The following is a 25,629-nucleotide window of genomic DNA, read 5'->3' as shown; positions in this document are numbered from 1 at the left end:
TGAGGCAGACACCAGAATCTCTAAATCGATCCTAAGATTTATCTTTGTAATAAAACGGACTTAAATTCATAATCAACTTTTGGAACAGATCAATATCTTCCTCACTATAGTTTTCCATAAGAAAAGTAAGAAACTCTTCTTGGCGCGCTTGTCCAAGTGATATTCGATATAGAGATAAGATTTTTAATAACCTTTCTAGAGTGCTGATATCTTTGCTATATGGATATTGGTAGATAATCCTTTCAATTTTAACAGCGTCTTCTACATCCTCCATTAACCAGAAAGGAATGATATCACAATGTTCTCCCTTTTCCCCCTTATAACTTGCTTCGAATAGTTGATTCCAAATTGGCTGAGTATTATCAAATCTAGTTTGCGCATATTTATTCGCAACATTTTGCCTTATCACGAGGCCTTTGTAACGATTAATTCTTCCTTCTCGTTGTTCTAGTTCTACAGGGTTACTTGGCAGATTCCAGTGAACGATTTTTCGGCAGTACCAGTGAAAGTCAAGGCCCTCTTGACCGATTGAGGTCGTACTTAACACGAATGGGCGGAACGGAGAGTTAAACGCTTGTCTCATATCATCCGTTCTTCCTTGGGATTTCTCATCTGTTTTCCGGTTTGAGAAGCTAACAGCAAAGTGTGTCCTTAAATTAAATCGGTGCTGATCATTTTTGTTTAGAAAGGCACTTTGGGTATCGACCTTGAAACTAGCCGAACGTAAATTAAGTGTATCTCTGATTAGGCCACCAGCCTCTTTAATAGACTCTACACTTACAGAATGTAAATTATAATTTTCAAGAATCATGTAGGTATATTCATCTAAAACAGATTGGAGATTTCCGTCCGCACAATACTGCATGACTTTTCGCCAGTAATCCAATTTTTTTTGATAAGTTAAATCAATAATACTGATTGATTCAGGGAGATTAAATTTATTCCGAAATTCATCAGCAATTAATAATGCTAAATCTAATTTTGCTCTTGATATCTTCTCTTCTTCACCATGAAAGTAAGTAGATAATGTACGAAGAGCAATTACTGCAGGAGATCCAAGAATCTGTATTGCTAATACATCTACTAAATCGTCAGGTATTTTTCCTAATAGAAAATGTTGAGGATTAAATACTCCTTCTTTTAAGTAATAAAAATGGTCTAAAAATGCACTGTCACCAGAAGCATTCTTCGTTTCAAACTCGGTATAAACTTCCGTATGTTCAAACCAGCTAACTACTTGCTCGTTATAATGTAAGATATCCATTAATAGTGGCGCAGCCCAATACCAACCATAATCTACAGTTTCATCATCACTAACCTGAAATGGTTTTAGTTGTTCTATATAAGGAATTAGCTGCTTTTTCGCCATCATCATAAGCTCTTCATAGCTTTCCGCTTCCACAAGTTGATTCCTGGACAGAATATCCTGTGCAAATGTGATACAAGGGTACAAAAGAGTCATGTTTGACATTGAAGCAGGCCGTTTCTTACGTTTAGTTTTTGTTGTTTGAAACGTTAAACGCCCTTTTGGATTACGCTGCTGCCCTTCCTTCGCAAAGTACTGGAGTTTTTGTTTATCCTTTTTTTTCGTAGGTAACTTTCCAATTGTTCTTCGTTCGGCTTCATAGGAAACGAGTGTTGATATCATTCTCGGTACCATTTCCCAATGTGAAAAAACAAGATACTTTGAAAAGCTCTTACTTCCCTTAAAGGCACCTCGTAATTCATAATATGGATTCGATGGTGGTACCCAAAGTAGTTTTTCGCTATTTTGCTCGAACACGTCTTTTAGTAGCTCTCGAAACAGTGCGTTCGGATAATTCAATTGCTGATATTGATTGATTTTCTTTTTCTCAAGCCAAATCTCTGGATACTTCCTCACCATTTGTTGGAGTTCATTTGAAGCAATAATCCACTTTTCCAGATTCTTTTTCAATTTATATTTTTCCATAAACGAGAACATATAGGGGACGGATTTGTAATATTCCATTGGTGAACTAACATTCTTCGTTAATTCCTTAAGAGTATTGGTGATTTTTTCAGCTGCCACATAGGCGGAAATATCCTTTTCATTCACAGATACAGCTTTCACCTTTGACGTATCAATCATGGCATTCCCATCTTTTGAAACACTTACCCGCTCTGTTCTACACATGATACCTCGTAATAAACTCTCCACACTTTCTTTCTTCTCAATGGTATTTTCAGAAAGCAAAGCATCCTGTTTCACAAGTGAGTCCGTATACATTCTCCACTTCTCTATAAAGGACTGAAACGACTCCTCATGATTAACTAAAAAGTGAATCACTTCTTCAAATTCTTGATAATGGTCTTCTCCATCTGCCAGCTCTTCCGATGTGGAATACAGCTTATAGGGTGTCGCTGAAAGTAGAAGAATCCGTAAATCCTTCCGAGCAAAAAATTTATCAGCAATCACCTGTACATCATTGCCTAAATCATGATGGCTAATTAATGTTTTAAAACGCTGGAATTCGTCTAAAATCACAAAATCAGGATGTAGACACTGAATACTAACCTCTACAGTAATCTGTCTCAATTGCCCGATCAACCGACGAATCTTTCTCTTTTCTACATGAACCCTGTTCTGACAAATTTCAATGATTTGGTGTAATATCGTCTCTCTATTCGTCTCTATTTCTGCTTCAAATGCATTAGCCATTTCATCATTCAACTCTTTTTCATAACGACTGGCAATGCATTCTTCACCTTCCGGATGGACGTACCACCGTTCCCAATTATTCTTCTCAACGTCAAGACGTAAAAGGTCTGATAACTCAGCTTCAAAGCCTTCTAGTTTTGACATTCTTTTTAATAATAGATAGAGAACAACTCGTTCCCGAGCCATTCCACCACCATCTGTTAGATAAAAAGAAGTATTCGGAGTTAACGGAATAAAATTTAGATAGAAATCCTCTACATGTTCTTGTTTAAACGACTTGATAGGTAGCATCGTTAAGCGTGATTCAGTTGTTTTCTCGATATTGTCATTTTTAAATATGTGAAGTTTCTTTAAATTTTGACTTGCGATGCTTTGGTTTGAGCAAATGTACACTACGTTCAAGTTTTTCTTCCCTTGATGATAATAATAATCTGAAAGCTTTGCAATCACGCCTTTTGCAATCAGGGTCTTCCCTAACCCCACTTCATCGGCAACCAAAACCCTATTTTGTTCTGTTTCGGTGCTAGTCATTACATTGAATACCCTTTCGACTGTAGCAAGCTGAAAATCTTTTAAGCTATTCAGGACATGATTGACTTTGGTCGTAAACTCGCTAGTCACCGTGTTATGTTCCTTACTTTTAACTTCCATCATTTCCTCCAAAACTGTTACCTAGCAAATTTTGAAAACTCTTCATATAAACTCTTAAAGTCTTTTGGGACAATCTCTTCTTCATCCGCAAAGAACTCCATCACATCGCCAATCGTTTTAAGCTTGAATGGTTCATTCGCTGCTGCTTTTAACATTTTCTCGAACATATCCTTTTTAATGACAGGATTTCTACTAAGACTCACAGATTGATCGGTTTCTTTAGGCTCCAGCTGTGCTTCCAGAAAATCCATTACAGAACCATCACCAAGAAGGAAATTCATATATGCAAGAAAGGCCTGTTTATTTGAAATAATCGCTTTTAGGATGTTTTTCTCGCGGTTCTCTGGAATATTGCTGACATTTATTTTGAGAAGTATTTTTTCAGATTCTTCCATATACCTGCATTCAAAAACAAAAAAGCGTGTAATCTCTTGTTCCGTTAATTTTTCAAATGAGAGATAGGGTTTATACTCCCTCTTTAAACCTGATGTTGTTAATGGATACACTGTAATTGACATATCCTCTAACATTACGATTTCTTCAGACTCCACAATCAAATTGTAATGTTCACCATTTTTAATCACGTTTCCATGGATGGATAATTTACAGAGTTCACGTATTTTCTGCTCTAACATTTTTTTAGCCTGTTTTGTTTCATCCACTTCTTGGTCTTGATTAGTGCTTGGGATAAATGGTTCGAAATACTGTTTCTTTTCATCCTCTGGTAATAAATCTCGTACTACATCACTGACTTTGAGATAGTTGGAATCCACGGAAAGCTTTACTAAAAATTCTACATTTCCGTGAAAAGCATTATAGGAACAATTTGCTGAACCTAGATACACATCCGTTTGTTGATCGTGTTCGCCAATATAAACCTTCGCATGTATATCCTGCTCTTTGTGATTAGCATCTTCGCTATCTATGATTTTTTCCCCTTCAACAATTAACTCTTTTAAATGATAAGCTTGGATTCCTTCCAATGTATTTCGTTTGAGCTTCAAAAGTTCTTCTTGCCTGCTAAATAAGTATGTATTTGTTTTTCCCCTGTTTCTGTAGTTCAAGTTTTTAACGGTTTGATCAGTCAAAAATGGCGAGATGATAAGAAGATTTTCATAGTCGGTTTGTAATAGATCTTGCTCGTAAGCATAGTTAGGAATGCCAATTGGATAAAAATCAATTGATTGAAATAAGCTTTTTCTGTCGTCCTTTAAATCAAACTCTACCTTATACAGTTCTTTAGTAAATTCCTGTGATCCATCAAAATCAGCCTGTTTTATTAAATAAGTAACAAAATCCACAAGTGGTTGATTGCTTTTTATTTTTCTCGTTCCTACAGTGCCGTCAACACACATGGATACATCCCAGCTTCTATCGAATGTAAGATTTCTGCTGAGGACAAGTAAGCGAAACTTTACATCCTTTTGATTTCCTTGATGAACATACCGCAAAATCCATACTTTCGGATGAAATGAGTATGGATTATTATTCACTTGGGTAATCATGTTTTCCAACAAAGCGTAAAGTGGGTATTGTGCCTTAGGAACATGAATTTTCCCTTTCTGACAATACACTTTGATATGCTCTGTTGATCTCCTAAGCGCTTCTATTAGGTATATCCTATCCCTTTTTTGCGATACTTCAACCGATTGCGCAAAACTTAACGCAACAGGAATTCCTAAGAGGGCCTCTAACTCCAAAGAATAAGTTGTACCAATAGCCCTACTCAACTGGTAACCATCAGGAGGTGCCATGAGAGTTCCATAATCAAGTCGGTCTTTATCAGGTCTAAACATTTGATTCTAGCCCCCGTTTAATATCTTCCAAAATGGTTTTAACATTACTCCATCGATAAGTGAGTTTTCCTAATCCAATCCATTGATTATTTGCTTGATGATTGATTCGCAATTTGGCTCTCCCGCCCTTAAGGTAAACCTCTCGCTTCCTGATCCACTCATCTATCTCATCTGTATAGTCATAATCTCTCGATTTTACAAAATCAATCCATCGCTTCACAAATGTTCTAGTTGCATCGTCTGGATTTGTCTTATGAAATAATACAGTTGTATCCCAGCGTTCAAAAAGAAACTCATTTTTCATATGATGACACCATTGTTCCCATCGATCTTCCACAATTTCATTAGTTCTATCATTGAGTTTGTTAAAAATGACATTAAACCGAATATTTGCTCCGTACATGATTTGTGCAAAATCTAATGCGAGCTGAAACATTTGCTTCAGTTCTTCTGGAAGCCGTGGAAGAATCGCTGTTACAGCTTCGATTGACTTGAAATCGTCAACCTTATGTAAATGATTTAAAGATAATAAGTGTGCCAAAAGAGAATGTGGAACAGCTAAACGTATCGTTTCTCGTAAGAATTCTGCCTCTCTTTTAGCTAAGTGAATAGATAGTGTTTCCATCCATTTTTCTGGAGGTGGACAGACATTCCAAAAAGATTGAAACCTATTATCTAAAATAGCATCTCTGTCATCCCCAAGCTGATCTTTCTCAGCTGCTTTTAGTTCCTGTGTTGTTTTTAATTTATTTGCAATAACCTCATCTAAAAGCTCCGCATACTGATTAAGCGTCACGTCGAGCTTGCAAATCTTATACTTTCGTAAGGCATACCAGTAGACTGAAGATGGCTTTCGTTGCAAGTCTCCTCTTGAATCACGACCAATTATCCCAAGTTCGTTATTTCCTTCAGAGAGAACATCAATAAACTTGTATTCAAGTTCATGTAATTGCTTTATAAAATTTTTACTAGTGACATTCCTTGACTCTAAATATTGGATAATCCAAGGTATAAGTAGTAAATATTTTGCCCTGGTCTGGATCGTGGAGATACCTGGAAATAAGTAATCTGATAGGCGATCTCTAATGGTCCCAATACCAAGCTCATCAACTGCCCCTTGCTCCTTAAGAGAATCAAGAATGGTCATCACTTTATCCCGATGGTCACTTGAAAAATCAATCCAACCAATTTGCAGCATGATAATTCTCCTTAGTAATTTATCGTTTAGAAATACAATAATTTCTGTTAAATCCTATCATTAATTTTAGCATAATTTGACACAAAAATGACCTGACCCCCAACACGGTATGCCTACCGCACTGGAGGTCAGGCACCAGAAAAGTGGTTGTACCAATCTTCCGACTGAAATGAATCTCAGCCCTTGTCCTTCTCTAACAAGTCAAGAAGTACATTTACCACTTCATCTAGGTTTTTACAATCTGTCAATTGGACTTCACAACAAGAACCATTCCAGAACTTTTGAACAGAAGCGGATAATGATTTGATTGAATGCGATGGCAACATAGGTCTCACGTAGTCCTCTTCTCTCATCAAAACAATTCGAAGACTCTTCTTATTAAAAATAAATTGAGCCTGTTTTTTACTTTCTCCTTTTCTTAAACCTATATAATATTTCGTCGCGTTAAATTCAGCATCTGAATAAGATTCTTTCACCTTGCTTCGAATTGAAAGATAAAGGGTTCTAATCTTTTCGATCGCATATTCCATTAATATTTCTTCAGTGTACTCTTTTTTCACTTCTTCGTCTGCGTCTGCATCGATATTCATCACGGAGTATTCAACATTTTCAAAATCAGGTTCAAGTGTAAATACGATGTCCCTGCCGTCGCTATATTTTTTTAGGATTAATAGTTTCACCGTATTACCCCATTCTGAATAAGTTTCCATGATGTCAGGTAATTCTTTTTTCTCTCCATCAATAATAATCAAAATGTTTCGGCTGTTTTCCACAGTATCCTTCATGAATTTATAGAGTTCTTTTTTCCCAATCAAACTCCTGAACTTTTCAGTGATTTCCTTATCCTCCTGTACAAGGGAATAGAGCTTGTTTATTAATTCATCCTGGCTTTTACGGTTATTAAAAAACGCAAAGAATTTTGTAATTTGCGGGAAGATATGACCATAAAAATTATGTTGACTTAACTCAGCTTCAACAATATAAAAAACAGGATTATTTAAATCAGCTAGATCGAACAAAAAACCATCTGGTATGCTCCCGCCAAGTGATTTTCCTTCAATTTTCTTTTTAGCATCAATATAAATAGAACGTAGACAAAAAAATAATTCAGCGTTTAGGACCACGTCTCTTTCTAATTCACTTTCTCTGCTATAGGCGACTTCTGAAAAACGTTGATTCTGATAGTACACACTCATATTCGTTAACTCCCTTTAAAATATAGTCATCCATTTTGCATTAAAAATTAACTTAGATTTGGTGCTGAAAATTTTATCCTTTAACAGCAGGCTTCAGTATCTGGTTAACCAGATACTCAGCATCCTTCCCAACACCGCCAAGTAAGGCTGAACTTCGGCTATGCAACCATGGTAACCCAATAAAATAAAACCCTGTTACAGGAGTTACTCCTCTTTCATGGATTGGAAAGCCTGTTTGATTGAATAGATTGCTAATATGAATCCATTGATAATCTGCCTGAAAGCCCGTTGACCAAATCACATTACTAACCTTTAATTCTGTGTCATCTTGAAATTGGAAAGTATCATCTTGAATAGAGATGGTCCTAGGTTTTAGCTTTATTGTCTTATTATCAAGCAATGGCTTTAGTTCTGAACCTAAAATGGGATCCTTTAGTTTTCGAATCTTACTTCCAATAAAAGAGTCTTTACCAGCGCTGTATAACCCAAGTTTATCAATATACAAAAAAATACTCTTGCCTCCCACATCTAATGGGATAAATTTCAATTTATGACCAACAGAAAGATAGACGTCTCTTTCTCTCGATAACTCGACTGCAATTTGTGCCCCTGAATTACCGCCACCGATGACTAGCACGGAACCCTTTTGAAGCTGATCTGGATTTTTATACTCAGAGGAATGCAGCTGGAGGACATTGCTAGAAAGAAACTGTGAAAACCCTGGAATAAACGGTTTCTGAAAAGGGCCGGTCGCAACAACAACCTTTTTGCTATGAAGATCCCCTCTGTTTGTCACAACATGAAAGCCGTCTGTTACTTGATGTAATTTCCGAACGTCTGTTTGGTGCTGAATGGGAAGCTGATTTTCTTCTGCGTAGGCCTGCAGATAGTTCGCTACTTCGTCCTTTGTTGGATACAAATTCTTTGTTCCGTTAAATTTAGAACCCGGCAGTGCACTGTAGAAATTGGGTGTAAACAATGTCAACGAATCGTAACGCTTTCTCCATACTTCTCCCACTTCACTGCCTTTATCAAGGATGATAAAAGAAAGTGCTGTCTTTTTCAGATAATATCCAAGAGAAAGTCCTGCCTGCCCTCCTCCAATAATGATTACATCATATTGACTCATATTCACAATTGCTCCTCCGCTTGGAATCTTTGGTGCCAGGCACCCGTCGAAACAAAAAATCCCCTCGCTGTATTTGATTCACACGAGAGGATTTTACTAAGGTTTCGTATTTTGTCTATCGCTAAAATTGTTTTTCAACAGTATCCATTGTTGCTCTTATACCAACGAAATAAGGAACAACAGGATGTTCACAGTAACTGTTCTAAGAAAATTCAGGTGCCAGTCGGCTGTAAAAGTCCTCAGCGGCACTGTAGCCTTGTTGTCTGAGGTACCAGTTGTTGGCGGCGGCCTCGATTAGGCCGGCTATATCGCGACCGGGTTGCAGTTGAATTTCCATCGAAGGAATCTTAATACCCATATAATCTGTATAAGCCGGTTCTTGTTCCAAGTCATTGTACAACGCATCTTTTTCCCATTTCGTTAGATTGATTTCTAGAGCAATACGGGTTTCATTTTGAAATGCCTTTTGTCCATAAGAGCGAACAACATTTAACAGTCCAATGCTACGCAGAGCCAAGAATTCCTTTGTTTTTTCGTCATGTGTTCCTAAAAGGGTTTGGGCACTAAGCTTTTTTAACACTACAATATCATCTGCGACTAATCGATGTCCTCGGCCAATTAATGTGTGAGCTGTTTCACTTTTACCAACTCCTGAATCTCCACGAAGCAAAATGCCTATCCCAAATACATTGACACATACTCCATGTACAGCTATTTCGGGTGCTAATTCTTTGACCATATATGCATCGAGTTGCGCTACAAAATCCGTCGTCGCAACAGGTTCTTTCGTCACAAGCAGTGGAATGTTCTCTTCGATACAATGTTGGGTCAGATAGGTTAGTCCATCCTTACCAGCCGTTACAATAAAACATGGTGGATGATATTGAACAATATTTTTAACTCGCATTTTTCGTTCTTTATGACTTAGCTTGTGTAAATAAGTAATTTCCTTTTTCCCTAGAACTTGAATTCGCTCGGTAGGAAAGAAGTCGAAATGACCAACAAACTCCAAACCTGGTCGATGCGCCCCTGGCTGTTTAATTTCGCTCTGTAAATGCTGCTCCCCCACTAATACACTTAAAGAAAATCTACGAACTACCTGATCAATAGTTAATCGCTTCACTTTTTTATCCCCACATTTTCTCTTAATCTTCTAAATCTAGATTATACTAGAAAAAGTAAAAAATCTCATCTATCATATGGACTCCCCGAAGAAATTTGTTCCACTTCATACATTGGACTTAAAACTTTACATTATTTAGGGTTAGAATAACTAAAATAAAAACTCTTTCTCACTATAGAAAAAGAGCTCAAAAGAATTTCTATTTCAGTACAACATCGTTGCCTTTCTCTCAAGGAGGTTTCTTAGATGTGATGTATTTTTTGAGTGAATGTTAAACAGATTCTATCCAGTTGGCAACTTCATTTTATTCATGACTGTTGAAAAGTAATTTCTAACCGTTCCAACTGTGTTACTTCGCTGATTAGAAAGTTCATTTGTGATTTGACCATCGTCCACCAGTTCTGACACTGGTATTTCCTGTTCGTTATCACTCGAATTATCATCTATTAATTCAGGAGAATAAATTTTCTTGCCGTCCATAATACTGCGAATCGAGCAGACTAACTCCTCGCTTGGACTGTCCTTCAATAAATAACCTCTTACCCCCGCTTTTAGTACACGTTTAAAATAACCAGTCCTTGCGAAGGTTGTTAAAATGATTACCTTGCATTCTGTTGACATTAAAACATCTGCTGCCTCAAGTCCGCTCATTTTGGGCATCTCTATATCCATAATACAAACATCGGGCTGCAATTGGTGCACAAGAGTAAGTGCTTCTTCTCCATTCCTTACCTGACCAACCACTTCCATATCTTCCTCCAAATCGAGCAGGGAGCCTATTACCCCCAACAGCATTTCCTGATCCTCAGCAATGACAATTCGAATCATTTAAGTTCCCTCCTACCTGGAAGCTACTATTAAACAGAAACTCCCCATAAATAAAGGGGAGTCAACTATAGATGGTGAAATTACAGTTCAGTTTTTACTTGAACGGAAATTTTATTTTTAGCTAAAGCTTTGACGTCCTTAAAACTCACGAAATTCTTATTTTCCTCATCCCATAGACGGAAACGGAGCGACTTCAAACTTGTAGCAAGAGAAATCGTCGGTACGTTTTGTAATGGAGGCGTATTTTTGTGTGCCTCTTCTAGTCTATAGTTAGGAACCCTTGGACTTAAATGGTGAACATGGTGAAACCCAATATTTCCGGTTAAGAATTGGATGATTTTCGGAAGTTTATAGAAGGAACTTCCTTCCACTGCTGCTTTCACATATTCCCAATCTTTATCTTCTTCAAAATAAGAATCTTCAAAAGTATGCTGTACGTAAAACAACCAAATACCTATTGAACCTGATAGTAAGAAAATAGATCCTTGTACTAGAAGAAATGACTGCCATCCAATTGCCATACAGAGCACTCCGATTAAAGCAACGATAAGAATATTCGTTAAATACGTGTTCATACGTTCTTTCTTTCTGGCACCTTTACGGTTAAATCTATTTTTAAGAGCGAATACATAAATTGGTCCTAATCCGAACATAACGAATGGATTGCGGTAAAAACGATAAGCCAAACGAAGTTTAAGTGGTGCTGTTAAATATTCCTCTACTGTAAGCGTCCAAATATCACCTGTACCTCGTTTATCTAAGTTACCACTTGTCGCGTGATGAACAGAATGCTCATGTCCCCATTTATCAAAAGGGAATAACGTTAAAACACCCATAGCTGTCCCAACTATTCGATTGGCACGGCGGTTTCTTAAAAAAGAATGATGCGTGCAATCATGAAATATAATAAAAATTCTTGTCAAAAATCCTGCAGCTATCACAATAGGAACTAATGCTAACCAATAAGAAACGGACAGACTTATATAAGCAAGATACCATAATGTAATAAATGGCACGACTGTGTTAATAATCTGCCATACACTTTCTTTTGTCGTTGATTTTTCAAATGGAGCCACTTGTTTTCTCAAAGTTTTCGTATTTTGTAAGGTCATTTTATTTGAATTTCCTTCCTTGTTTCTATCGTTATGTCTAATTATAAAGGAAGAAAATTGGAGTTGTTAGTAGTAGGTGTCATGTACAGAGTATGATAAATGTCATATACAAACTGATAATATGGAAAAACCTCTCCTAAATGGAAAGGCCTTGTTCTTACGGTTACAGATTTTCCGAACGAGAAAGCCCATCAGGGTGCGATAGCACCGCCTTTAGGCATGGGATGAGAGTGAGGTCAAATACGGAGTACCACGAATAAACCGAAGGTTCATAGTACTTGAATCATTTGGTAAAATCACTATTTTTTCGTTATTTTTGTTGTAGTTTATAAACAAAACTAATACAATTGATACATGAACAAATACAGAAGAACAAGCACAACCGTATCATTATTGAACTATCATTTTGTGTTTTGCCCTCGGTACAGAAGAAAGATTTTTCTGCAAGCAGAGGTGGAGCAACGCTTCAAAGAATTAGTACGTGAAGTGTGTGAGGAACTGCAAATACAAATTGTCGTTCTTGAATGCGACAAAGACCATACGTATATGTTTCTCAATGCACTTCCATCATTAAGTCCTGCGAATATGATGGCAAAAATCAAAGGGGTGACTTCTAAGAAATTGCGTGAAGAGTTTCCACATCTTGGGCATTTGCCGAGTTTGTGGACACGCTCATACTTCGTTTCTACCGCAGGAAATGTATCGAGTGAAACGATAAAGCGTTATGTTGGACAACAAAAAACAAGGGGGTGAAACCATGTCGCAAATCATCACAGTCAAAGTGAAACTGCTTCCAACAAAAGAACAGGCAACTATCTTGCAGGAAATGAGCAGGGAATATGTCTCCACTATCAACACACTTGTATCTGAAATGGTTGAGGAAAAGAAAAGCACTAAGAAATCAAGCAAAAACATTTCTACCAATTTGCCGAGCGCGGTCAAGAACCAAGCCATCAAGGATGCAAAGAGTGTGTTTAAGAAAGCGAAGAAGAACAAGTTCTCTGTTGTTCCTATTCTCAAGAAACCTGTCTGCATTTGGAACAATCAGAACTATTCGTTTGACTTCTTGCATATCTCACTCCCTATCATGATAAATGGAAAGGCGAAAAAAACACCGATTCGTGCTTTGTTGATTGATAAGGAAAACCGTAATTTCGGCTTGCTGAAACATAAATTAGGAACGCTCCGCATCACTCAAAAGTCTGGAAAATGGATAGCTCAAATCTCTGTCACGATTCCAACTGTGGAAGGTACAGGTTTAAAAGTTATGGGGGTGGACTTAGGTCTTAAAGTTCCTGCTGTTGCGGTAACAGATGATGAGCGTGTCCGTTTCTTTGGCAACGGTAGACAAAACAAATACATGAAGCGGAAGTTTCGCTCTGAACGCAAAGCATTAGGCAAAAAGAAAAAGCTAAATGCAATTCGTAACTCAAAAGACAAAGAACAGCGTTGGATGAAAGACCAAGACCATAAAGTAAGTCGTACTATTGTAAATTTTGCAAAAGATAATAAAATCTCTGTCATTCGCTTAGAACAACTGGCGAACATCCGACAGACGGCAAGAACGAGCCGTAAAAACGAGAAAAATTTGCATATATGGTCATTCTATCGCCTGTCTCAATTCATTGAATATAAGGCAAATTTAGCTGGCATTAAAGTTGAATATGCGAACCCTGCTTATACAAGCCAAACGTGTCCAAGATGTTCCGCTAAGAACAAGGCACAAGACCGCAAATATACATGCGAATGTGGCTTTCAGAAGCATAGGGATGTAGTGGGTGCAATGAATATTCGATATGCACCTGTGGTTGATGGTAAAAGTCAATCAGCCTAAGAACCTATATGGTCTGTCTTAGGAGGGGCAATGAGATGCCCTCATCTTGAAGGCTGTTCAAAACAGAAATGGACTGCGAACGCTTAGTCACTCAAGAATCCCACCCGTTTAACCGTAAGGTTTAGGGCTGGCGACTTTAGTCGTGGGAGTCTCAAATCTTTTTAGTAGTCCTAAAAATTTCTTCATTAAAAGGAGAAATTACCTGGCATTTGAATTTATTTTTCAACCATCCTATTAAATGGAGGTGAAAATAATGACAGATATAAATCCAATTAAGTATACAGGAAAAGTCCTAGATAAAAGAAATACCCTTACTGGTCCTGACGATGCAGGTAAGCAAACATATCCCGCTCCCCCAAAACATGTATCTATTCAACAGCCAAACAGTAAAAATGTTCAATAGCCTGTTTAAAAGGTTAAGTAATAAGAACAGTCTGTCGCCACCTTTATAAGCTGGCGACAGGAACTTCCTCTTCATATTTTAGCTTGCTTATATTTTCCTTCCTGTAGTCCCCACCGACTTGTCTGAATTTCCTCGATTGTTATATTCTTCGTCATTTATTCCTTTGGGCTGATTTCCTTCGCCCAAATATTGTCCTTCGTGTTTTTTCTGGGTTTTAATAAATTTATCGAAATCAAGGTTCACCATTGTAAGCCCTCCACTTAAGTTTTTATCGCTTTTGTAATCTTAAGATACACCTTAGGACTTTTTTTATTCGATAAGGAAATATAAGTACATTAACTTCCTTCGTTAAACACAAATTCATAAACAAAACCAGCTTCGCCGAGGAAGCTGGTTTTGTTTTCTTTCTAATATCAGTAGAGGTACCTTTAAATAACCTATTTCGACGTTGGAGCCAGAGTCACTTCAGGTGATGTTACCTTGTCATAAAACTCTACGAATTTGTCACGATCGTCACTATCACGGTAAGCCATAGCTACACGTGGATGTTCATTAAGTACACCAGAGATCATGTAAGGAATGATATAGCCCCACTCCCACTTTTGACGCATTTCTAGCATATGCTTTTCAATTACACCAAGAACTGGCTTAAGCTCATAGCTTGTCTTTTTTATGTAGCTAACAAGAAGCTCTGTATGGCAGTTACCAGCCGCTCGACCCATACCATAGACAGACGAATCAAGGAAAGTAACCCCATTTTGCATCGCAGTTAATGTATTGGCGAATGCTAATTGCATATTATTATGCGTATGTATTCCAAGCTGTTTGTTAGGAATCATCGCTTGGAACTTTTTCACTTGATGCTCAATATCCGTAGGATCTAAGCTTCCAAAGGAGTCAACGATATATACAACATCTACAGAACTTTCCTGCACCATTTTAAACGCTTCAATAAGCTGATGTTCCGGCACACTAGATAAAGCCATAATGTTAAGTGAAGTCTCATAGCCCAAATCGTGAAACATTTCTACAAGCTCCAGGCCTTTATCCACTTCACGAATATAGCATGCTACTCGAATCATATCTAAAACACTTTGTTCACGTGGCAGAATATCATTTGGATCTACACGCCCAATGTCTACTAAAGCAGATAGCTTCGTGAACTTTTTCTCAGGGATAATTTCTTTCAAGAAGTTATCGTCAAGAAATCTCCATGGATTGGGCTCAGTCGCGTTAAGAAGCTTAGGGGAGTTTTTGTAGCCAATCTCCATGTATTCAACACCAGCTGCACTTAAGCCATTATACAAGTCTTGAACAAATTCGACACTGAAATCCCAATTGTTAATCAAACCTCCATCACGAATGGTACAGTCTAAAATTTTCACATCATTTTTCATTATGTTAATCTCCTCCTATTTATCGCACTTTTCATTAATTTTAACCCTTATACTTTCGCGCTTTTACGCTTTTATGTAATAAAGTAACTTAATTATGTTATATCACGATTCTTTCAAGGGTGTCAATCTAGTGTCAATCTATTTTGAAAAAATTTGATTTATCAAAAAATAAATGATATCCATCCAGTATAAGCTAAATCCGTTAAAGATTACATCTCTTTTATTAATCTTTTCTTAAATTCTATGCATTCTATATTTTTATTTTATGAATGATATTCTCCGGTTTTGCTCTAAATACGGGATATTCCTTATTATCAAGCACTACCTTTTCTCCTAAATAATCAAATCCAATTTTGGGCAAAATCTTTTCTCCTTCTGTGCTAACTGCAAAGGCACCGACCTCTTTTATATCTATCCCTTTTTCCTTAAGACGTTTTAATTCTAAAGGAATATCTTTTATAAGCGTACTTGCGTATTCTTTCCTTCGATCATCGTGAATATCAACTATTATGGTAACCAAATAAAGATATACAGTTGTTGGATTAGTGTAGTTAAGAACAAATTTTCCAACCTCATTCTCTTCCAGCTTCCCTTCTAATACAGCTGTATAATCTCCTTTATCCAAAGGAAATAGCCCATATATCCCCTTTACCCCAGCCGGAGTTTTAAGAACTTTATAAATCTCGGGATTCCTGAGCATAATTTCTTTAATATACTCTGGAGACACATGCCACTCTTTCGGATAAATTTTATCATTTAATGAAAGCATACTTTCGATATCTTCTATTCCGGCTGTTGTAACTTCTTCTTCGGGATGCTTGCGGTACTGTTTCATTGTTCTATCCCTCATTCTCAATTTAATTTTCATATATATAAAAGATTTTTATTAACCATCATTTCATTATCCAGACCTTGCCTAAAAGAGCCTTTCTAAACCAAAAGGCTCTCTCTACCACTGTTATATCTTATTTATGTTTCCTTACAAGCAATGAACAGCACTCAGCATGTACTATTATTATGTACCGCAAAAAGTTCGATAAGGACGTGTTGATTCAGCAGGCAATGTAGCATACTCAGCCTGTTCAGGAGAATGCGCATAAGGATTTGAAAGAACCTGAAGAAGTCGCTCCATCACGCTGTAATCTCCTTGTTTCACTGCGGCTTCTAGTGCAGCTTCTACCCGGTGGTTCCGAGGGATTATTGCAGGATTGCTATTCCGCATCAACTGATGTGAGTCAGCTTTTGATTCCTGCTGCCTGCCTAGTCTTGCCTGCCACAACTCATACCATTGAGTAAATTCTGGATTCCCAAACAGAACCGTATCCTCTAATGTATCAAAAGTTAACGCGCGGAAGGTATTCGTATAATCGGCACGATACTTCTGCATGATACTAAGGAGCTCTTCAATAAGAGATCTATCCTGTGCCTCTTCATTAAATAGGCCTAGTTTTGCTTTCATTCCTGCAAGCCAGTGACTTTCATACAGCTCACCAAAAGCTGACATTGCATTTTGAGCCAATTTAATTGCTTCCTCCTGATCGTCATGCAGCAGCGGCAATAAGCTTTCAGCAAATCGCGCAAGATTCCAGCCGCCAATATATGGCTGATTACCATAAGCATAGCGGCCCTCCCTGTCGATGGAACTAAATACTGTTGCCGGATCATAGGTATCCATAAAAGCACAAGGACCATAATCAATCGTTTCTCCGCTAATCGTCATGTTGTCAGTGTTCATAACCCCGTGGATAAAACCAACCAACTGCCATTTAGCAATCAGCATAGCTTGGCGCTTAATCAACGCTTGAAGCAGTGAAAGATATCGACTCTCATCCGCTTCAATATCCGAAAAATGGCGCTTAATTGTATAATCAGCTAAAGCCCGGAGTTCCTCAATAGTGCCCCATGTTGCAACGTATTGAAACGTACCGACGCGTAAATGACTAGCAGCAACACGGGTCAAAATTGCACCAGGCAGCTCGGTTTCACGGATGATTGACTCGCCGGTGGTCACTACTGCTAGACTACGGGTAGTAGGAATATCGAGCGCATGCATCGCTTCGCTAATGATGTATTCACGCAACATCGGTCCAAGTGCCGCTCGACCATCTCCCCCGCGAGAGTATGGCGTTCTACCTGAACCTTTAAGCTGAATATCCACCCGCTCACCTTGAGGAGTAATCTGCTCACCAAGCAGCACTGCCCGACCGTCCCCTAACATCGTAAAATTCCCGAATTGATGCCCCGCATAAGCTTGAGCAAGCGGGAAAGCTCCTTCGGGACTATCATTGCCAGCAAGCACCGCTACACCATTTTCGCTTTGCAGTTCCTCTACGTTTAATCCTAACGATGTCGCCAACGAATCATTGAGAATAACCAAATTCGGTGAGCGTACAGGGTTTAGATTAAGACTGGAAAACAATGATTTTGGCAAACGAGCATAACTGTTGTCTAAGTTCCATCCTGTTTCTTGATCCTTTGTCATCTTATCCCCCTTTTCTTCTTTTGTCTTTTTCCTAGTTAGACAAAAGACATTCTATAATGAATTATTTTTAGTTATTTACATTTCATTTCAGTATAAAGTTACCCTCTTTTTAATGTCTACTTCTGCCAATTTATTATACCATTCCAGATAAAGATAACATCTTTTAACGCTCGCATTAGACACAAAATAAACGACACAGGTGAAAATCCCTTTATTTTTTGACACAACAAAAAGGTCCTGCATGAAGCTAGGATCCTTTGATCAATCATTTACCTTTAAATTCTCTCCATGAGTTGCATTCAATTTTTTCTAATCCTTCAACTTTTTCAACGGAATAAACATAAACAAACCCCTCAATATCCCCCGATACGTCTTTCACCCAAACACGTTCATAGTCATTGTGAATTCGATTTTCTTCGTAACCTTCAAGCCAGTCCATTCTCTTCAAGCCTTCTTCTGTTACTTTGAACTACCCCCACCTACTCCACTACGTTTCGTTGAGGAGGGGGATTCCTACGTACAAGATTCTATCGAACCTTAATGGAGTAGGCGATCCCTGTCGCACCGACAGTTAGCAGTACAAACGACTAACCTAGCAAGTCTCCTGCAAAAAAAGAATCTAGTTAGACAGCTAACGCTAATTCTTTTATATTTTTAGATGCGTTCACATCCGCGTTGTCTGTGTGACCGCATTTTTGACACACAAATTCAGCTTGCGATAGACGATTGGCTTTTTCTGTATGGCCGCAAGCATGACAACGCTGTGAGGTACGTGTAGGATGGACAGCGATGACGGTTTTCCCATACCATTCCGCTTTATATTCCAGCATGGTACGGAATTGTGACCAAGATGCTTCACTGATCGCTTTTGCCAGATGGTGATTCTTCCTCATATTCGCTACCTTTAAATCTTCTATTCCGATCACATCGTGGTTTTTGATGATTTCGGTAGATATTTTTTGAAGGTAGTCTGTTCGTGCGTTCACGATTTTTTCGTGAATACGCGCCACTTTTTTTCGTTGTTTTTGATAATTTTTTGCTTCATTTAGTGGTTTCTTTTGTTGATGCGCTCTTTCTTGTCTTCTCGATAAGATCCGTTGTGCTTTGACCAATTTTTCCTCCAGAGAACAGAAAAACTTTGGGTTTGAATAGATGGTTCCATCTGACAGAATCGCAAAATCTTTTAGGCCGACATCGATGCCAACAGCCGAATTTGTTTTTGGTAATTCTGTTCCTTCTACTTCGGTCGTTAGAGAAACAAAATATTTCCCCGATGGATTCCGTCTAATCGTCGCACTCAAAATACGACCGTGTACTTCACGACTTTTGGCAAAACGAACAAGACCTAGCTTTGGCAACTTGATCTGGTCGTCTATAACAGCGATATTTCCATTCGTATGCTTCGTAACGTAAGACTGAACAGGATTCTTTTTGGATTTAAAACGTGGTAGCTTATTCTGTTTTTTGTAATATCGACTATAAGCATCGGCTAAGTTTTCAACTGATTTTTGCAAAGCGATACTATCCACTTCTTTCAAAAAAGAATACTGTTTCTTTAATTCTGGAAGTTCTTTGATGGTTTCATATTTATTCAAATAGTCCCCTTTCCAATTATTTGAGGAAAGTTGACCATTCTGCTTCATTTCTTCTGTGATAGACCAGTAAGCGTCTTTTTCTTTCTGTTTACCAAGAAAGAAATTAAAGACAAATCTTGAACAACCGATCGTCTTATGGATGAGTTCCCTTTGTTTCTGATTAGGGTATAAGCGAAATTTAAAGGCTTTGTGGATGAACATGGTTGAGCACCTCCTTCACTATTTACCTTATTATACCATATACAAACCCAAATACACAAACATACGTTCCGTTTTTATGAAATAGTCACTAATCAAAAGGACAAAAGGGATGGTCCTCCTATCATCGTCATTTTCTTATGACTCAACCAACAGTCGGACAATCGAGATGGCAAGTAAGCCATCCCAATCAGAAGGTGATTCATTACGTCCCCCTGAAATCTTTATGTACCTCACCTAAAATAATATAAATATATGTATATCTTAAGCTTCAACTAAAAAAGCACCTTGAATAATATATCTCAAAGGCGCCTCGCTATAATCGTCAGCTTATTTTGGCTAAATGAGCATATACATCTGACAAATTAGAAAAACCTAGTTGTTGGGTTAAACGAACACCCTCTGCCCATAGCTTGGCAGTTCCAATGGCATCATGTAATGCATGGTGTCTTTTTTCAATTGAAATACCAAAATGGTTGCAGCAATCATCTAAAGTAATTAAATCTTTTCTAGGCTCCACGACCTTCGTTAAAAAAGATGTATCTATAATACGATGCTGAAAATTCAGCTTTAAAGCAGAAGATGTGGCATGTTGCATAAAACTCTTTTCATGATTGGCATGATGAGCAACCAGAGGCTGACTTTCAATAAATTGATAAAATTCTTTTAGCACTTGTTCTAACGAAGGAGCTTCGGCAAGTTCACCTTCACAAATACCCGTTAAATCTTTAACATGTTCTGAAAGTGGCTCATTACAATTCACTAAAGAATAATACGTTTCATCTTCCATAACTTGATCACCAACCATTTTAATAGCACCAATGGATAAAATTTTATCCCCTTTTTGCGGATGAAAGCCTGTCGTTTCTAAATCAAATACCGTTACCTTTAATTCTGAAAAAGGTACCTGCAAAACATCTTTAGCTTTCACATCCCTCTGAAGCTGTCTGAGAAACGCTATGCTTGCCGGATCAGTTTGATGTGCAACAGATGTGTACATACTCGGACTTAGCTTTCCAGATAATTGTTTAACAAAGCGAATCATCGGATTCATCATGATGAACACCCTTTATTAATAATATGTTTTGTTTCATTAAAAAGCCTATAGCCATGTTTCATAATTTGTTTAAGCTCTTGCTTTTCTGATTTTGCTAAATAATCCACATTTAAGAGATGAACATCCTCGTAACTTTTCGACTGCTTTTTAAAGTAAAGACGTAAATGTAATAGCTTTTCAAAATCAACTTGATATTTTTTGATATTATTATAACGATTAGGCAGCTGTTGAAAACGGGCTAGAGTAGACGGAGTAAAAATCCCTTCTTTCAATGAAAGTAATCGCAAGGAATTGATATATGGAAAAAAGATTACTTCCTTCATATTAATACACCTTGTTTCCTTACCAAAAGAATCCGGTAGAAACTGTCCAAGAATACCGAGTCCTTTCTTCATATGACGGATATTTTCAAATAAACGAATATATAAATAAGGATCTTTCCTCAAATGGTTAAATGCACGTTCTTTTAATCTTAATAGAAAACCATCCTCTCCTATTAAAACACGCGAATCAAAGAAGGTAGAAAAATAACGGAGAGATTCCCAGCTTGCCTCATTCAGCCAATTGCTAATTTGCTGTTCCCAAGAAGCGACTGAATTGCACCATTTAGGGTTTGATGACATAACCTTTCCATCACACAATTCATAACCAACTACACTTAATCCATTAGAAATTTCCGCTCCCATCCTTAAAAAGTAGGATTTAAATCCTTCATTGCCTGCAAAAATAATACCGTGGTCTTGATCACTCCAAATAGATTGTTCAGACCTTCCGCCACTACCCATTATAAAGAAAGCAAAGTGAGCCGGGGCTGGCCCAAGCTCACTTTCTACTTTCTCGATTGCTTTTTGAACAGTTTTCTTAATTAACCTATCATGAAATTGATTAAGAGCTATTGGATTCTCCCAAACTTCATGAATATGTTCATCTCGCCACTGTCTCGCTCCAAGATAGCAGTTTATACGCTCTTCAAACTCACCATGATTTGAAGGGTTAACAACAACCATTTTATACACCTGCTTTTTCTTTATGCTCAGGCATGCTTTCTGGGTAACCATAACTTCCGTGTTCACTTAAATCAAGCCCAATGATTTCTTCTTCCTCAGTAACACGGATACCTCCCATGACTGCATTCATCACTTTTAAGATAATATATGAAACAACAAATGCGTATACACCTGATGCCGCTACACCCATTGCTTGAACACCTAATTGTGTAAAGCCGCCGCCGTAGAATAATCCCGCTTGGCCCCAGTCAATATCTGTTGAAAGTGCAGGTACCGCAAATAGTCCATTAGAAAGTGTCCCCCACACACCAACTGTACCGTGAACGGATAATGCAAAAATCGGATCATCAATCTTCGCCTTATCAAACAATTTCATACTATAGAAAACCATAAGTCCACCAACTAAACCGATCACAACCGCGGCCCAAGGTTCAACGAATCCACAAGATGCAGTAATGGCAACAAGACCTGCTAATGCACCATTTAATGTTGTTGGAATATCGGCTTTACCCGTTACTACCCAAGCGATAAACATCGCAGCAACTGCTCCAGCACCAGCAGCTAATTGTGTGTTTAATGCAACAAAACCAAAGAATGCATCTGCAACTCCGAATGTACTACCAGCGTTAAATCCAAACCAACCTACCCATAAAACCAGAACACCTAATGCAGTAAAAACTTGGTTATGACCAGCAATATCATTCGATGAGCCGTCTTTATTGTATTTACCAATACGCGGCTTTAAGATCATTGTAGCAGCTAAAGCAGCCATTGCACCTGTTAAATGAACAACTGTAGAACCAGCGAAGTCTTGTTTACCATGTTCACCTAACCAACCACCGCCCCAGATCCAGTGAGCAACGACAGGATAAACAAATGCCGAGAATAAAATGGCAAAAATAACATAAGCAGATAATTTTGCACGTTCAGCGAAACCACCAAATGCAATTGTTAGAGAGACTAAAGCAAACATCATTTGGAACATAAAATCCACAGCGGGAGCTAACCCTTCCTCAACCGTTGAGGCATCACCGTAAAAGAAATTTGATAATCCTATAAATGCATTACCTTCTCCATAAATAAAACCATATCCGACAGCCCAGAAAACTAAAGCTCCAATTCCTGCAGTGAAGATTGTCTTACCGGCAATGTGACCCGCATTCTTCATTCTAGTTGATCCAGCTTCAAGTAATATGAATCCACCTAACATAAAGAAAACTAAAATTGTACCAATGATTACCCACAGATTATCCATTAAAACTGTAGCATCCAATTCCGCTCATCTCCTTTTCTGTTAATCTTGTAATATATTTCAAAGTATAAATGTGAGGAAACGTAACATCAAGCGTTATGTAAGATTTCCTAACAAACAAATCGCACAAAAGATATTTCCACTATAAACGAGCAACCTATTCACTCTCTCCCCTTTCCTTAATTACTTCTATGTAGTTTAGTTATGAATCTAAATAAATAAGTTTTATGACATAAAACTTTAGACGACGGCATTCACCGTCGTCCGTTCTCCGTCCTATTTCACTTATAACAGCGACCAATTCAGCTATTCATTAGAAAAAGCATCCATATCCGACTCAAAGTCTTTTAAAATCAGATACCAAGACATTACTGTTTCTTCTTTCAACACAAAGCTAATCAAAAAGCTTGGCAATGATGCCCGCAACAATGACAACAATAATGGCACCGATCAGGGCAGGAACTAACGAAAAACCTGCTACCATAGGGCCCCATGTCCCAAATAAAAGCGGACCAACCCAAGCTCCTATGAAACCAGCTACTATAGCTCCAGCCCAGCCTCCTGGCATATTAAAAGGTGATATCTTATCGGCAACCGTACCAATTATCATCGCAATAATAACAGAAAGAATAAAGGTAATAACACTCATTCAAACACCCCTTTTTCCCATCGTATGCAAGCCTTGTACTAAATGTTCGAGTGGAAAAAAGGGTTACATAAACATATAAGTCCTATCCTTCTTCATACATAATATTATTCCTAATGCCACTATAACGATAAAAGGCCCAGTCCTAAGACTGAGCTCTTTATCGTTATATTTATTTAATTCATTCTTATGCAATCATTCAGATTATCACAACGAAGCTATACACTCTTCTCTTAAGTCCATTTCATTCCAATCAGAGAAATCTAAACAAATCTCTTCCATTTGTTTTTATCGAATTTACGTTAAAATTTTATTTCACATTTGATTGAGCAGAACTAAAATGTTTCTCTAGTTTACCAACAATTTCATCATTGGCCGCCTCGACAACTTCCAGGTATTGTGGTTTATCAAACAGTTGACTAATTTGTTCAGGGAATGTCTGTTCAATATTACAAAGTTCAATGGATTCATTGAATTTTGCTGGATGCGCTGTTGCGAGTGTGACACATACTTCACTAGGATCATTACAAGTTTCGTAAGCAGCAACTCCACAAGAAGTATGCGGATCAAGTAAATAATTGGTTTCAGCATAGTACTTACTGATAGTTTGCAGGCATTCTTCTCCCTCTACTCCATATGCCGCAAAATCTGCTTTTACCTGACGAAGCTGCTCCTCATTCACAACAATTTTGCCTTCTGTTTTGAATTGATCCATCAAGGCAGTTACTGCACTGGCATCTTCATCAAGCAAGTAGTACAGATAACGCTCAAAGTTGCTCGCTACTTGAATATCCATAGAAGGGCTATATGTACTGCGGAATTCACTAGGCTCGTACACTCCATCCTTGATAAAACGTTCTAAAATATTATTCTCATTCGTTGCAACAATAAGCTTACCAACTGGAAGACCCATTCTCTTCGCCAAATAACCGGCAAAAATGTCGCCAAAATTTCCTGTTGGCACACTGAAGTTAAGGCTCTCTATGTCTTTCTCTTTTGCGACTTGGAAGTACGCATAGAAATAATAAACGGTTTGCGCTAAAATACGAGCAAAGTTAATGGAATTAATGGCACGCAGATGATATTTGTTTTTGAATTCCAAATCTGCGAATAATTCCTTGATGATTCTTTGCCCATCATCAAACGTTCCTTTTATTGCTAAATTTAAAACACTTTCGTCATGAACAGTCGTCATTTGCAGCTCTTGCACCTTACTTACTTTTCCATGGGGATGCAAAATACATATACGAATCCCTTCTTTTCCTCTTACACCCTCAATAGCTGATGCACCTGTATCCCCTGAAGTAGCACCAAGAATGTTGATGGTTACACCCGTTTTCTTTGCTATATAAGAATACAAGTTTCCTAAAAATTGCAGAGCAACATCTTTAAAAGCAAAGGTTGGTCCATGGAACAGTTCTAACACATACATGTTATCCTTTACCTTTTGAACTGGAGTTACCTCAGAATGGCGGAAGGTTCCATAGCTTTTCTCGATTAATTCCTTAAGTTCATTTTCTGGAATTTCCCCATCGACATAATAGGAAATGATTTCGTATGCTAATTCAGGATAAGTCAACTGGGACATTGCCTGCAGCTTTTCTACAGGAATTTGTGGGATTTTTTCCGGAACTAAAAGTCCTCCATCCGTTGCCAACCCCATTAAGACTGTATCAATAAAACCAATTTTACTTACATTCCCACGTGTACTAATATATTTCATAACATCCTCCAAGAAAAATATAATTTATTACTATCCTTACCTAGAATTCGCTGTGAGTCAATATATAATTAAAATATTAGCTGAAATATCAGACTTCTTTATTCTTCATATTGTTCTTTCAACAGTTCGATAATAACCCTATTACTTTCATTTTTGTCGTTTGACACAGGAATGATTTCGTAACTAGTCATTTACATCGTTAGCTCAATGGGAATAGGTTAACCACAGCGATTTAGCAATATCAACACCTATGCTTTTATTAAGTTCTCAAACACTCTTCTTTAAAGAAAAAAACACTCGCATTCATCATGCAAGTGCAAAC

Annotated in this window: 21 protein-coding genes and 1 pseudogene; 3 read left to right on the top strand and 19 right to left on the bottom strand. The window is 37.8% G+C overall.

Features of this window, described 5'->3' with window-relative positions; genetic code table 11:
• Window positions 1–31: 31 nt before the first annotated feature.
• From ACE199_RS11105 to desA, 8 genes are all read right to left on the bottom strand, one after another.
• Window positions 32–3,334 (bottom strand): DEAD/DEAH box helicase family protein, encoded by a 3,303-nt coding sequence (locus ACE199_RS11105; protein WP_375349811.1) that lies wholly within the window; start codon window positions 3,332–3,334, stop codon window positions 32–34.
• A gap of 14 nt (window positions 3,335–3,348) precedes the next feature.
• On the bottom strand, window positions 3,349–5,127 hold the full coding sequence (locus ACE199_RS11100) for a phospholipase D family protein (protein ID WP_375349810.1): 1,779 nt from the start codon (window positions 5,125–5,127) through the stop codon (window positions 3,349–3,351).
• Window positions 5,120–6,325, bottom strand: coding sequence for a DUF6361 family protein (locus ACE199_RS11095; RefSeq protein ID WP_375349809.1), 1,206 nt, complete (start codon window positions 6,323–6,325; stop codon window positions 5,120–5,122). Before ACE199_RS11095 ends, ACE199_RS11100 begins: the two co-directional genes overlap by 8 nt.
• 176 nt (window positions 6,326–6,501) lie before the next feature.
• The gene (locus ACE199_RS11090) at window positions 6,502–7,521 is read right to left on the bottom strand and encodes a hypothetical protein (RefSeq protein WP_375349807.1); all 1,020 of its coding nucleotides are present in this window, start codon (window positions 7,519–7,521) and stop codon (window positions 6,502–6,504) included.
• 73 nt (window positions 7,522–7,594) lie between these two features.
• Window positions 7,595–8,650 carry a flavin-containing monooxygenase gene (locus ACE199_RS11085; protein ID WP_375349866.1) on the bottom strand — a complete coding sequence of 352 codons (1,056 nt, stop codon included), beginning with the start codon at window positions 8,648–8,650 and terminating at the stop codon, window positions 7,595–7,597.
• Window positions 8,651–8,852: 202 nt separating this feature from the next.
• On the bottom strand, window positions 8,853–9,773 hold the full coding sequence (gene hprK / locus ACE199_RS11080; RefSeq protein ID WP_375349806.1) for an HPr(Ser) kinase/phosphatase: 921 nt from the start codon (window positions 9,771–9,773) through the stop codon (window positions 8,853–8,855).
• Between the two features lie 282 nt (window positions 9,774–10,055).
• The gene (locus tag ACE199_RS11075; RefSeq protein ID WP_375349805.1) at window positions 10,056–10,601 is read right to left on the bottom strand and encodes a response regulator; all 546 of its coding nucleotides are present in this window, start codon (window positions 10,599–10,601) and stop codon (window positions 10,056–10,058) included.
• 80 nt (window positions 10,602–10,681) lie between these two features.
• Window positions 10,682–11,713 (bottom strand): Delta(5) desaturase DesA, encoded by a 1,032-nt coding sequence (desA, locus tag ACE199_RS11070; protein WP_375349803.1) that lies wholly within the window; start codon window positions 11,711–11,713, stop codon window positions 10,682–10,684.
• 354 nt (window positions 11,714–12,067) lie between these two features.
• Between desA and tnpA the strand changes: the two genes are divergently transcribed.
• The 3 genes from tnpA to ACE199_RS11055 all read left to right on the top strand — a co-directional run bounded on the left by tnpA (window position 12,068) and on the right by ACE199_RS11055 (window position 13,950).
• Entirely contained in the window at window positions 12,068–12,466 is a 399-nt protein-coding gene (gene tnpA, locus ACE199_RS11065; RefSeq protein WP_375349801.1) for an IS200/IS605 family transposase, read from the top strand.
• A gap of 4 nt (window positions 12,467–12,470) precedes the next feature.
• The gene (locus ACE199_RS11060; RefSeq protein ID WP_375349800.1) at window positions 12,471–13,547 is read left to right on the top strand and encodes an RNA-guided endonuclease InsQ/TnpB family protein; all 1,077 of its coding nucleotides are present in this window, start codon (window positions 12,471–12,473) and stop codon (window positions 13,545–13,547) included.
• A 253-nt stretch (window positions 13,548–13,800) separates the two neighbouring features.
• Window positions 13,801–13,950: a hypothetical protein gene (locus ACE199_RS11055; RefSeq protein ID WP_375349798.1), complete on the top strand. Its 150-nt coding sequence runs from the start codon at window positions 13,801–13,803 to the stop codon at window positions 13,948–13,950.
• Window positions 13,951–14,037: 87 nt separating this feature from the next.
• Here the strand turns inward: ACE199_RS11055 and ACE199_RS11050 are convergent, their stop codons facing one another.
• The 11 genes and pseudogenes from ACE199_RS11050 to thrC form a co-directional block, all read right to left on the bottom strand.
• Window positions 14,038–14,196, bottom strand: coding sequence for a hypothetical protein (locus tag ACE199_RS11050; RefSeq protein WP_375349797.1), 159 nt, complete (start codon window positions 14,194–14,196; stop codon window positions 14,038–14,040).
• Window positions 14,197–14,387: 191 nt separating this feature from the next.
• Complete coding sequence (locus ACE199_RS11045; protein WP_252289748.1) at window positions 14,388–15,347, bottom strand: aldolase catalytic domain-containing protein; 960 nt, start codon at window positions 15,345–15,347, stop codon at window positions 14,388–14,390.
• A 250-nt stretch (window positions 15,348–15,597) separates the two neighbouring features.
• Complete coding sequence (locus ACE199_RS11040; RefSeq protein WP_375349796.1) at window positions 15,598–16,197, bottom strand: hypothetical protein; 600 nt, start codon at window positions 16,195–16,197, stop codon at window positions 15,598–15,600.
• A gap of 165 nt (window positions 16,198–16,362) precedes the next feature.
• Window positions 16,363–17,829: a protein adenylyltransferase SelO gene (locus tag ACE199_RS11035; RefSeq protein WP_375349795.1), complete on the bottom strand. Its 1,467-nt coding sequence runs from the start codon at window positions 17,827–17,829 to the stop codon at window positions 16,363–16,365.
• Window positions 17,830–18,094: 265 nt separating this feature from the next.
• Window positions 18,095–18,286: pseudogene (locus tag ACE199_RS11030) on the bottom strand (gamma-glutamylcyclotransferase); the annotation flags it as partial.
• A 166-nt stretch (window positions 18,287–18,452) separates the two neighbouring features.
• On the bottom strand, window positions 18,453–19,625 hold the full coding sequence (gene tnpB, locus ACE199_RS11025) for an IS200/IS605 family element RNA-guided endonuclease TnpB (RefSeq protein ID WP_375349794.1): 1,173 nt from the start codon (window positions 19,623–19,625) through the stop codon (window positions 18,453–18,455).
• 322 nt (window positions 19,626–19,947) lie between these two features.
• On the bottom strand, window positions 19,948–20,679 hold the full coding sequence (locus ACE199_RS11020) for an exonuclease domain-containing protein (RefSeq protein ID WP_375349793.1): 732 nt from the start codon (window positions 20,677–20,679) through the stop codon (window positions 19,948–19,950).
• A complete protein-coding gene (locus tag ACE199_RS11015) occupies window positions 20,676–21,686 on the bottom strand; it encodes a DUF294 nucleotidyltransferase-like domain-containing protein (protein ID WP_375349792.1) in 1,011 nt (336 codons plus the stop codon). The genes ACE199_RS11020 and ACE199_RS11015 overlap by 4 nt, the downstream gene beginning before the upstream one ends.
• A gap of 1 nt (window position 21,687) precedes the next feature.
• Window positions 21,688–22,959, bottom strand: a complete 1,272-nt coding sequence (locus tag ACE199_RS11010) for an ammonium transporter (protein ID WP_375349791.1) — start codon at window positions 22,957–22,959, stop codon at window positions 21,688–21,690.
• Window positions 22,960–23,332: 373 nt separating this feature from the next.
• The gene (locus tag ACE199_RS11005; RefSeq protein ID WP_127760642.1) at window positions 23,333–23,587 is read right to left on the bottom strand and encodes a GlsB/YeaQ/YmgE family stress response membrane protein; all 255 of its coding nucleotides are present in this window, start codon (window positions 23,585–23,587) and stop codon (window positions 23,333–23,335) included.
• A 307-nt stretch (window positions 23,588–23,894) separates the two neighbouring features.
• Window positions 23,895–25,307 (bottom strand): threonine synthase, encoded by a 1,413-nt coding sequence (thrC, locus tag ACE199_RS11000; RefSeq protein WP_375349789.1) that lies wholly within the window; start codon window positions 25,305–25,307, stop codon window positions 23,895–23,897.
• Between the last annotated feature and the right edge of the window lie 322 nt (window positions 25,308–25,629).

The organism is Peribacillus sp. Hz7 (assembly GCF_042136355.1).
GTDB lineage: Bacteria > Bacillota > Bacilli > Bacillales > DSM-1321 > Peribacillus > Peribacillus asahii_A.
The sequence above is the reverse complement of the archived record's forward strand: the minus strand, read 5'-3'. Positions and strand labels throughout refer to the sequence as shown.